2 protein-coding genes and 1 pseudogene are annotated in these 2,018 nt (G+C 66.7%); all 3 read left to right on the top strand.

Going from position 1 to position 2,018, the window contains the following annotated elements:
- Window positions 1-157: pseudogene (locus tag EOA24_RS43555) on the top strand (shikimate kinase); the annotation flags it as partial.
- Entirely contained in the window at window positions 154-1,323 is a 1,170-nt protein-coding gene (aroB, locus tag EOA24_RS35770) for a 3-dehydroquinate synthase (RefSeq protein WP_126080991.1), read from the top strand. The pseudogene EOA24_RS43555 and the gene aroB, both read left to right, overlap by 4 nt.
- The coding region (locus EOA24_RS35765; RefSeq protein ID WP_127410694.1) for a CBS domain-containing protein at window positions 1,320-2,018 on the top strand (699 nt) is incomplete at its 3' end. The genes aroB and EOA24_RS35765, both read left to right, overlap by 4 nt.

Below are 2,018 nucleotides of genomic sequence, written 5' to 3'. Positions count from 1 at the left end.
TCCGGTCTATGCCGCCGCCGACCTGACCGTGCCGACGCGCGACGACCGCAAGGAGATCATCGCCGGCGAAGTCGTCGCGGCGCTCTGCGCCCATCTCGGCGTCGAGGCGATCGCGACGGGCGCTACAGGCGCCACAAATGACGAGGGGCAGCCGTGAGCCATGCCGAACCGGTAAAGGTCGAGGTCGGGCTTGGCGACCGCGCCTATGACATCCTTATCGGTTCCGGATTGCTGGCGCGCTCCGGCGAGGAGGTCGCGCGCCGGCTTCCTGGCACCCGCGCGGCCATCGTCACCGACGAGAACGTCGCCGCCGCGCATCTCGACACGCTGAAGGCGGGATTGGAGAAAGGCGGCATCCAGTCCGCCGTCATCACATTGCCCGCCGGGGAGAAGACCAAGAGCTTCGCCCATCTCGAGGAGGTGGTCGACGGCGTGCTCGCCGCCAAGCTCGAACGCCGCGACGTGGTGATCGCGCTCGGCGGCGGCGTCATCGGCGACCTCGCCGGCTTTGCGTCCGGCATCGTGCGGCGCGGCATGAATTTCGTGCAGATCCCGACCTCGCTCTTGGCGCAGGTCGATTCCTCCGTCGGCGGCAAGACCGGCATCAACAGCCCGCGCGGCAAGAACCTGGTCGGCGTCTTCCACCAGCCCAGGCTGGTGCTGGCCGACACCCAAGTGCTCGACACGCTGCCCATCCGCGAGTTCCGCGCCGGCTATGCCGAGCTTGCCAAATACGGGCTGATCGATCGCCCGGCCTTCTTCGCCTGGCTGGAGCAGAACTGGGGGCAGGTCTTTGCCGGCGGCCCGGCGCGCGTCGAGGCGATCGCCGAGGCCTGCCGCGCCAAGGCCGACGTTGTCGCCCGGGACGAGTTCGAGACCGGCGATCGCGCCCTGCTCAATCTCGGCCACACATTCGGCCATGCCCTGGAAGCCGCCACGCAATATGACGGCGCGCGCCTCGTCCATGGCGAGGGCGTCGCCATCGGCATGGCGCTGGCGCATCGCTTTTCGGCGCGGCTCAACCTGGCGAGCCCGGACGACGCGGAACGCGTCGAGGCGCATCTCAGCGCCGTCGGCCTCCCTTGGCGCATGGCCGATATTCCCGGGGAGTTGCCGGACGCTGAGGCGCTGCTTTCCTTCATCACTCAGGACAAGAAGGTCTCGCGCGGCGCGCTGACCTTCATCCTCACACACGGCATCGGCCAGGCCTTCATCGCCAAGGACGTGCCGCCCTCGGAAGTGCTTTCCTTCCTCAAGATGAGCCATCCCGCAGCGCTCAAGATGAGCCATCCCGAACGGTCCAAGAGGAACCGTTCCGGATGATCGACGCCGGTTGGATCGTCGCCGCCGTCCTCGCCGCCATCATGATCGTGGCGCTTCTGTTCCGCGCCCGCTTGCTTGCCGCTTTCGGCTACGCGCTGCGGCCGATCGAGCCGCAGCAGCGATCCGAGCGCAACGGCAAGGATCATGACAGCGACGATTCCCGTCGTGACGGCGAAGCCGACCGCGAGGAGCGCGACCGGCTCGAGGGCCTCTTCGAGCTTGACGAGCTCGAAGTGTCGGACGTCATGGTCCACCGCACCAATATGCGCTCCGTCAATGCCGACAATGCGCCCGAGGCAGTGGTGCGCGAGATCCTCACGAGTCCGCACACCCGCATGCCGCTGTGGAAGGGCTCGCTCGACAACATCGTCGGCGTCCTGCACGCGAAAGACCTGCTGAGGGCCCTCAACGAGGTCGGCAACGATTTTTCGCGGATCGACGTGATGAAGATCGCGGCGAAGCCCTGGTTCGTGCCGGACACCACCACCTTGCAGGAACAGCTCAACGCCTTCCTGCGGCGCAAGACGCATTTCGCCATCGTCGTCGACGAGTATGGCGAGGTCGAAGGGCTGGTGACGCTGGAAGACATCATCGAGGAGATCGTCGGCGAGATCGCCGACGAGCACGATGTCGACATGCAGGGCGTCAAGAAAGAAGCCGATGGCTCGGTCGTCGTCGACGGCACCGTGCCGATC

Source organism: Mesorhizobium sp. M2A.F.Ca.ET.039.01.1.1 (assembly GCF_003998035.1).
GTDB lineage: Bacteria > Pseudomonadota > Alphaproteobacteria > Rhizobiales > Rhizobiaceae > Mesorhizobium.
Note: the sequence above shows the minus strand (reverse complement) of the source record. Positions and strands in the feature narration are given on the sequence as shown.